General features: G+C 72.2%; 2 protein-coding genes. Both read left to right on the forward strand.

The genetic code is table 11. From position 1 onward, the window contains the following. Positions 1-46 precede the first annotated feature (46 nt). Positions 47-8,101 carry a type I polyketide synthase gene (locus JS521_RS29825; protein ID WP_205086050.1) on the forward strand — a complete coding sequence of 2,685 codons (8,055 nt, stop codon included), beginning with the start codon at positions 47-49 and terminating at the stop codon, positions 8,099-8,101. A gap of 444 nt (positions 8,102-8,545) precedes the next feature. Beyond that, positions 8,546-9,685: beta-ketoacyl synthase N-terminal-like domain-containing protein (locus JS521_RS29830; protein WP_205086051.1), on the forward strand; the 1,140-nt coding region annotated here is incomplete at its 3' end.

The raw sequence follows: 9,685 nt of genomic DNA on the forward strand, positions 1-9,685 counted from the left end.
TGTGAGGGCTCTGTTCGCCGGGATCGCGGGAGCGCACGTCGCCGGGGTGCGGTTCGACTGGGGCGAGGTCCTCGGCTTCCTGGGCGGTCACGTCGTGGACCTGCCCACCTACGCCTTCCAGCGTGAGCACTTCTGGGCAGTACCGCCTTCCCCCGAAGGGACCGGCCCAGCAGATTGGCGGTATGCGGTCACCTGGCAGCCTCTGCCGGAAGCCGAGCAGCCGGCACTGCGTGGAACCTGGCAGGTACTGGCCGACCCCGATGCGCCGGACCACGAAGTGGCCGCATGGTGCGCCGAAACGCTGCGTGCACACGGCGCCACCGTCGTCGTCGGCCGCACACCGGATCCGGACGTCGACGGGCTGATCCTCCCGCACGACCCCCGGCCGCACTCCGCCCACCCGGAGCTGTCCCTCGGGCTGGCCGCACTGCTCGCCGCGGTGCGCGGGGAGGGCGCCCCGGTGTGGGTACTCACCCGAGGCGCGGTCACGACGGGCCCGGAGGAGTCCGCCGCCGACCCAGGAGCGGCACAGTTGTGGGCGATGGGCCGGACAGCCGCGCTGGAGAAGCCACACCGCTGGGGCGGCGCCGTCGACCTTCCGGAAGAACTCGACGTGCACGCCGCACGCAGACTGACGGCCGTGCTCACCGGCATGGGCGAGGACCAGGTGGCCATCCGCGCCGAGGGCGCCTTCGGCCGGAGACTGGCCCCGGCACCCGTGAGCCCGGCCGAGCCCTGGCGGCCGCGCGGCACCACCCTCATCACGGGCGGCACCGGCGCGCTCGGCGCCCATGTCGCCCGATGGCTCGCGGACCGCGGTGCCCCGCACCTGGTGCTGGCCGGCCGACGCGGCGCCGAAGCCCCGGGCATGACCGACCTCACCGCCGAACTCACCGCAGCGGGAGCCGAGGTCACGATCGCCGCCTGCGACGTCAGTGACCGCGCCGCCCTCGACGAGCTGCTGGCCGCGCACCCGCCCAGTGCCGTGGTGCATGCCGCCGGAAGCGGTGAGTTCGGAAACCTCGACGACGCCGGCGACGCAGACATCGCCACCGTGCTGGCCGCCAAAGTCACCGGAGCCCTCCACCTCGACGACGCGCTCCGGGACGCGGATCTCGACGCCTTCGTGCTCTTCTCATCGGTCTCCGGCATCTGGGGCAGCGGCAGCCAGGCCGCCTACGGGGCGGCCAACGCCGCCCTGGACGCCATCGCCTCCCGTCGCGCCGCCCAGGGTCTGCCCGCCACCTCGGTGGCGTGGGGCCCCTGGCACGGCAGCGGTATGGCCGGCTCGGAGGAGACCGCCGACTACCTGCGGCGCCGCGGACTGCGCACCATGGAACCGGCGAAAGCACTCGACGCTCTGGGCGCGGCGGTGGACGGCGGGGACGTCTCCGTGGTCGTGGCCGACGTGGAATGGGCACGCTTCATTCCGACCTTCACCGCCGCGCGGCCACAGCGACTCTTCGACGGGCTGCGCGTCGCCCCGCCGCAGAGCGGGCGGGAGGAACCGGCAGGGACGGCCGACACGAAGGCGGGTTCCGCGTTCGCGGCCCGCCTCGCCGCGCTCGGGGCGAAGGAGAGGCGGCGTGAACTGGTCGAACTGGTGCGTGCCCGCGTCGCCGTCGTACTCGGTCACCACGATGCCGATGCCGTCGATCCCCGCAGAGCCTTCAGGGACCTGGGCTTCGACTCGCTCACCGCCGTGGAACTGCGCAACCTCCTGGCCGAAGCCACCGGCTTCGCCCTGCCCGCCACCGTCGTCTTCGACCACCCCACCCCCGCTGCGCTGGCCGACCACCTCGACGACCTCATTCTGGACGTGGACGGCGACCGGGGCGTGGTGGCCTCCGCCGCAGCCGACGAACCCATCGCCATCGTCGGCATGGCCTGCCGCTACCCGGGAGGCATCACCTCGCCGGGCGAGTTGTGGCAGCTGGTCGCCGAGGGCCGCGACGGCATCACCGACTTCCCCGAAGACCGGGGCTGGGACACCGCACGTCTCTACGAACCCAACGGCAGTCCGGGCACCTCATACGTCCGTGAGGGCGGATTCCTCAACGACATCGCCGAGTTCGACGCCCGCTTCTTCGGCATCTCACCCCGCGAGGCGGTAGCCACCGACCCTCAGCAGCGTCTGATGCTGCAGGTCGCCTGGGAGGCCCTGGAGCACGCCGGCATCGATCCCGCCGTACTGCGGGGCAGCGACACCGCCGTGTTCGCGGGCACCAACGGGCAGGACTACCCGGTACTGCTCGCCGGAGATCCCGAAGTCAGCGAGGGACACCAGGGCGCCGGCAACGCGGCTGCCGTGCTCTCCGGCCGCGTCGCGTACACCTTCGGCTTCGAGGGGCCCACCCTCACGGTGGACACGGCGTGCTCGTCGTCCCTGGTGGCGCTGCACCTGGCCGTACGCGCGCTGCGGGCCGGCGAGTGCTCGATGGCCCTGGCGGGCGGAGTCACGGTGATGTCCACACCGACCGCCTTCGTGGAGTTCAGCCGACAGCTCGGGCTGGCGGCCGACGGCCGCTGCAAGGCGTTCGCCGCCGCCGCCGACGGCACCGGCTGGGGCGAGGGCGTCGGGGTGCTGCTGGTGGAGCGGCTCTCCGACGCGCGCCGCAACGGGCACCGGGTTCTGGCGGTCGTGCGCGGCAGCGCGGTCAACTCCGACGGCGCCTCCAACGGCCTCACCGCCCCCAACGGACCCGCACAGCGACGCGTCATCCGCAGGGCCCTGGCCGACGCGGATCTGCGGCCCTCCGACATCGACGCGGTCGAAGCACACGGTACGGGCACGAGGCTGGGCGACCCGATCGAGGCGCAGGCGCTGCTCGCCACCTACGGGCAGGACCGCACCGAACCCCTCTACCTGGGCTCACTGAAGTCCAACATCGGCCACACCCAGGCCGCCGCCGGGGTGGCGGGTGTGATCAAGATGGTGGAGGCGATCCGCCAAGGTGTACTCCCGGAGACGTTGCACGTCGACGAGCCCACCCCCGAGGTGGACTGGTCGGCGGGTGAGGTGGAACTGCTGACCGAGGCACGCCCCTGGCCGGAGACCGGTCGGCCCCGCCGGGTCGGAATCTCCTCGTTCGGCGTCAGCGGCACCAACGCCCACGTGGTGCTGGAGGCCGCTCCGGCAGCGGAACACGCGGAAGCACAAGCACCGTTGAGCGACAGCACCCCACTGCTTCCACTGCTGCTCTCCGCCCGTACGGCCGACACACTGCTTGCGCAGGCGGAAAAGCTGCGAGCGTCCCTCGACGGGCACCGCATCGCAGACGTGGCCCACTCGCTGGCAACGACCAGGGGAGCGCTGGAGCACCGCGCCGTGGTGCTGGCAGCTGACAGCGAAACCGCGGACGCCGCACTGCGCAACCTCGGCAGCGCTGTCGTCGGACGAGCCGAGGAGGACAGCTCCCTCGCGCTGTTGTTCTCGGGTCAGGGGTCGCAGCGGCCGGGGATGGGCCGCGAACTGTATGAAGCGTTCGGGGTGTTCGCGGATGCTTTTGATGCGGTGTGTGCCCGGGTGGATGTGGGCCGGCCGTTGCGTGGGGTGGTGTTCGGGGAGGATGCGGGTCTGCTGGAGCGGACGGTGTTCGCTCAGGCGGGGTTGTTCGCTGTGGAGGTGGCGCTGTTCCGGCTGGTGGAGTCCTGGGGGGTGACCCCGGATGTTCTGGTGGGGCACTCGGTCGGTGAGCTGGCTGCCGCCCACGTCGCGGGGGTGCTGTCTCTGGACGACGCGTGTGTTCTGGTGTCGGCGCGCGGCAGGCTGATGGACGCGTTGCCCGCCGGCGGGGCGATGCTGGCCGTGGGGCTGGCCGAAGAAGCACTCGTCCTGCCGGACGGGGTGGATCTCGCGGCGGTCAACGGGCCTGCCTCGGTGACGGTGTCGGGTGACGCGGAAGCGGTCGGCGCACTGGAGGAGGGGTTGCGCGGCGACGGTGTGCGGGTGAAACGGCTGGCGGTTTCGCACGCGTTCCACTCCCGTTTGATGGAGCCGATGCTGGCCGAGTTCGCCGCGGTGGCCGAGTCGTTGACGTATCACGCCCCGCAGATCCCGGTCCGCACCACCGCCCCGGGGGCGATCGACACCCCCGGCTACTGGGTGGGACAGATCCGCGAACCCGTCCGCTTCGCCGACGCACTCGCCTCGCTCACCAGCGTACGGACAGCACTGGAACTCGGCCCCGACGCAGTGCTGTCGGCGGCCGCCTCGGCACTGCTGGACCAGGCCACGGCCGTACCGGCACTGCGGCCCGGGCGCGACGAAACCGAAACACTGCTCCGTGCCGTGGGCACCCTGCACGTGCGGGGTGTCGCGGTGGACTGGGCCGCCCTGCTCGCCCCCGCCGGCGGCCGGCGGATCGAGCTGCCCACCTACGCGTTCACCCGCGAGCGTTACTGGCCCTCGGCCTCAGCGGCGGCACATCCCGGTGACGTGGTATCCGCCGGACTGGGGGAGACCGGGCACCCCGTCCTCGCCGCCGGCGTGGAACTCGCCGATGAAGGCCGTCTGTTGTTCACCGGACGCATCTCCCTGCGCACACACCCGTGGCTCGCGGAACACCGGGTGCACGGCCGGATCGTGGTGCCCGGCACGGTGTTCGTCGACCTCGCGGTGCGCGCCGGCGACCAGACGGACTGCGATGTCGTGGACGAACTGGTACTGCACACGCCGCTGGTGCTGACCGCCGAAGAGTCCGTCCAGCTTCAGGTCACCGTGGACGCCCCGGGCGAGGACGGGGGGCGGCAGATCACCGTCCACTCCCGTACGTCCGACGGCACCGGCTGGTTCGGGCAGCCGTGGACCAGGCACGCCTCCGGCGCGCTGCGGGCCGCCGCCCAGGTCGCCGGGCCCCCTCCGTCCTGGCCGCCGGCCGACGCGCAGGCTGTGCCGATCGACGAGCTCTACCCCGAGCTGGCCGCGGCCGGCCTGGACTACGGGCCCGTGTTCCAGGGCCTGCGCGGAGTCTGGCGAGCGGGTGAGGACCTCTGGGCCGAGGTCGAGCTGCCCGAGACGGAGCACGCCGACGCCGGACGCTTCGGACTGCACCCGGCGCTGCTCGACGCCGCTCTCCACTCGCTCGCCGTGGGGGCGGTGGCCTCCGACGGCCCCGCCGGACCTCCCGGACTGCCGTTCTCCTGGTCGCAGATCGCCCTGACCGTCTCCGGCGCCACCACGCTCCGGGTGCGTCTCTCACCACGCGGCGCCGACGGGGTGGAGCTGTTGGCCGTCGACCCCGGCGGGCAGAAGGTCCTCTCGGTCGGCCGAGTGGTGCTGCGCCCCCTTGCCGAGGACGCCGCGACGGGTACCGCCCTGTCGCGGCCGGTGCACCGGGTGGACTGGATTCCGCTCCCCGACGCGGCTCGCACCGCCGGAACCTGGGCCGTCCTGGGCAACGACCCGTACGGTGCGGCCGAGGCCCTCTCGATCCTGGGGGCCGACTGCACACGGGCTTCCGACATCGCCTCGGTCTCGGCCGACTTGCTGCTGGTCACCTCGGCACCGGACGACGGCGGGGACGACGCGGAGGCGCGGGTGACCGCGATGCTGGCCACCGTCCAGGACTTCCTGGCCCGCGAGCACACCGATGCCACACTCGTGGTGCTCACCCGGGGCGCCGTTGCCACCGGCACGGGCGAGGACCTGTCCGACATGGCGGGCGCAGCCGTGCGCGGCCTGCTGCGCAGCGTGCAGTCGGAGAACCCCGGCCGCCTGCTGCTGGTCGACCTCGACACCGACCCGTGGACCGCGCTGCTCAGCGCACCCGGTGCGGACGAACCAGAACTCGCCGTCCGCGACGGCCGGTTGTACGCCGCCCGTCTGACCTCGCCCGCGGAACGCACCCTGCGGGCGCCCGAGGGCCCGTGGCGTGTGGGTGTGGTGTCGCGGGGTGCCGTCGAGGGTGTGGGGCTGGTGCCCGCGCCTGACGCGGAAGCCGCACTGGAAGCAGGACAGGTGCGGGTGGCGGTACGCGCGGCGGGGATGAACTTCCGCGATGTGCTGAACGTGCTGGGCATGTACCCCGGAGAGGTGGAGCTGGGGGGCGAGGCCGCTGGTGTGGTGGTGGAAACCGGGCCCGGGGTGTCGAAATTCGCTGTGGGGGACCGGGTACTGGGGTTCTTCAGCGGGGCGATGGGGCCGTTGGCGGTGGCGGACGAGCGGTTGGTGGCTCCCGTTCCGCAGGGATGGTCCTTCGCCCAGGGCGCCGCGGTCCCGATCGCGTTCGTGACCGCGTACTACGGGTTGCTGAAGGTGGGCGGTCTGGCGGCCGGGGAATCGGTGCTGGTCCACGCGGCCGCGGGCGGGGTCGGGATGGCGGCGGTGCAGATCGCGCGTCATGCGGGAGCCGAGGTGTACGGCACGGCCTCCCCCGGCAAGTGGGGCGCGACCGGGCTGGACACGGGGCACCTCGCCTCCTCGCGGGATCTGGAGTTCGAGAAGATCTTCGCGGAGCGTACGGGCGGGCGCGGGATGGATGTGGTGCTGAACGCGTTGGCGGGCGAGTTCGTCGACGCTTCGGTCCGGCTGCTGACCGAGGGCGGACGGTTCGTGGAGATGGGGAAGGCGGACATCCGTGATCCGGACTCGGTGGCGGACCGGATGTACCGTGCGTTCGACCTGAGCGAGGCGGGCCCCGAGCTGATCGGGCAGATGCTGAACGACGTGCTGGCCCTGTTCGCGGAGGGTGTGCTCAGTCTGCCGCCGGTGCGGACTTTCGACGTACGGCGGGCGCCCGACGCGTTTCGTTTCATGAGCCAGGCCCGGCATGTGGGCAAGGTCGTGCTGTCCGTACCCCATGCGGTGGAACCGGGCGGCACGGTGCTGATCACCGGTGGCACGGGTGCTCTGGGCGCGCTGATCGCCCGGTACCTGGTGGACCGGCGCGAGGTGGACAGGCTGCTGCTGCTCAGCCGCTGTGGCCCGGACGCCGAAGGCGCGGACACTCTGACGGCGGACCTCGAGGCCGCCGGAGCGCGGGTCGAGATCGTGGCCTGCGACGTCGCCGATCCCGACGCCCTGGCCGAGGTGCTGGACGGGCGGCGCATCAGCTCCGTCTTCCACCTCGCGGGTGTCCTGGACGACGGCGTGGCCACCGCCCTCACACCCGACCGCGTCGCCCCGGTGCTGGCAACCAAGATCACTGCGGCGCGCGCTCTGCACCACCTTGTCCCCGACGCGGAGGAGTTCGTGCTCTTCTCGTCCGTCTCCGCCGTCCTGGGCAGCCCCGGCCAGGCGTCGTACGCCGCGGCCAACGCCTACCTCGACGCCCTGGCCCACCACCGCCACACCTGCGGGCTGCCGGCCCTGTCCCTGGCCTGGGGCCCGTGGGACGTCGGCGCGGGGATGCTCGGTGTCCTCACCGACGACGACCGCCGGCGGGCCACCCGCTCCGGTCTGCCCGTGCTCACCGCCGACGAGGGCCTGGTCCTGCTCGACGAGGCTCTCACCGGCCCCGACCCCGCCGTGGTGCCGGGTGCCGTCGATGTCACCGGGTTCGCCGGCCGCCCCGACGTGCCGCATCTGCTGCGTGGTCTGGTACGGGGCCGCCGGCGCACCGCCGCCACGGCCCGGGAGACCGGTTTCGCCGACCGGCTGCGGGCCCTGCCTCCTGCCGAGCGGGCGCAGGTGCTGCTGGACCGGGTCAGGTCGGAGGCGGCCACCGTGCTCGGCTTCGCCGGTGCGGACGCCGTCGAACGGGACCGGGCGTTCAAGGACCTGGGCTTCGACTCGCTGACCGCCGTGGAACTGCGTAACCGGCTCGGCGCGGCCACCGGCACCCGGCTGCCCGCCACCCTCGTCTTCGACTACCCGACGCCCGACGCGCTCGCCGAGCGGCTCGGGGCCGATCTGGTGCCGCCCACACACGATCCGGCGGAGGCCATGATGGCCGAACTGGACCAACTGGAGTTCGTTTCGGCCGAGTTGTCCGACAGTGACCGTGCCCGGCTGCGAGTCAGGATGAACGCCCTGCTCGCCCGGTGGACGGACGAACCCGAGAGCCGGAACACCGCCGACGAGGGCCGGGACGCAGATCTGCACTCCGCCACCGAGGAGAACATCTTCGCGCTCATCGACAACGAACTGGAGAGCCCGTGACCCACCACTGAGCGGACCCCGCCGGGTGCTGGAGTTCACCCGAGTGTGTTCCGTTACGGAGGTATTCCGCGAACGTTCCCGGAATACCTCCCAGAGTGGCCGGGCGACGACGCGGACGGGTTTCCGGGCCGTCCGGACCACCTGGCGTATTCGGACGGCACGGCCCCTCTTCGCGCCGGTCATTCCCGGCGTTCCGGTCCGCCGCTCTGCACCCGGACCGACCTCACGGTTCGTCCCCCCTAGGGGTGGGCTAGGGGTTGTCTGTGCCTTGGAGTCGTTCGTAGCCTCAGTGAGGGTTTTGCTGGTGGTATTGGGGCGATTTTCCGGGAACCCGAAAAGATTCGGCCCCCGAAAAAAAACCATGCAATACGCGGCCCGTGCGATCTGTGCGAGATTCCCCGCGCGAAAAATAGTGAACTGCCGGTCCGGAGAAGGTGGCATCGAGTGGCCGACAATCAGAAGTATCTCGACTACCTCAAGCGGCTCACCGCGGACCTGCGGCAGACCCGGCGCCAGCTGCGGGAGGTCGAGGCGCGCGGGAACGACCCTGTGGCGATCGTCGGCATGGGCTGCCGCTACCCCGGGGGCGTGCACTCCCCGGAGGACCTCTGGCACATGGTCTCCGAAGGCCGTGACGGCATCTCAGGATTTCCCCTCGACCGTGGCTGGGACACCGCCGTATACGACGACGACCCCGACACCGCCGGCACGACCTACGTGCGCGAAGGCGGATTCCTCCACGACGCGGGCGAGTTCGACGCCGACCTGTTCAACATCTCCCCCCACGAGGCGCTCGCGATGGACCCCCAGCAGCGGCTGATGCTGGAGACCTCCTGGGAAGCCCTGGAACGCGCGGGCATCGACCCGCTGTCCCTGCGCGGAACCCGCACCGGCGTCTTCATCGGTTCCTCGTCGTCCGCCTACGGCACCGGACTGCGCACCCTCCCGCAGGGCGTCGAGGGCCATCTGCTCACCGGCAGCGCGCCCAGCGTCGTCTCCGGCCGCGTCGCCTACGCCCTGGGCCTCGAAGGGCTCGCGGTCACCGTGGACACCGCCTGCTCCTCGTCGCTGGTCGCCACCCACCTCGCCGTGCAGGCGCTGCGCAACGGCGAGTGCGACACCGCGCTCGCGGGCGGCGTCACCGTCATGATCAGCCCGGGTATCTTCACCGAGTTCAGCAGGCAACGCGGCCTGGCGGCCGACGGCCGCTGCAAGCCGTTCTCCGCCGACGCCGACGGCACCGGCTGGTCCGAGGGAGCCGGCGTCCTCGTGCTGCGCCGCCTCTCGGACGCCCGCCGCCGCGGCGACCGGATCCTGGCCGTGGTGCGCGGCTCCGCGGTCAACCAGGACGGCGCGTCCAACGGCCTGACCGCACCGAACGGCCCCTCGCAGGAACGAGTCATCCGCGCCGCACTGGAGAACGCCCGGCTCGCCGCCGCCGATATCGATGTGGTGGAGGCGCACGGCACGGGTACGACGCTGGGTGATCCGATCGAGGCGCAGGCGCTGCTCAACGCCTATGGGCAGGACCGGCCGCAGGGCCGTCCGCTGTGGCTGGGGTCGGTCAAGTCGAACATCGGGCAC

The sequence above is a fragment of the Streptomyces durocortorensis genome (assembly GCF_016901035.1).
Taxonomy (GTDB): domain Bacteria; phylum Actinomycetota; class Actinomycetes; order Streptomycetales; family Streptomycetaceae; genus Streptomyces; species Streptomyces durocortorensis.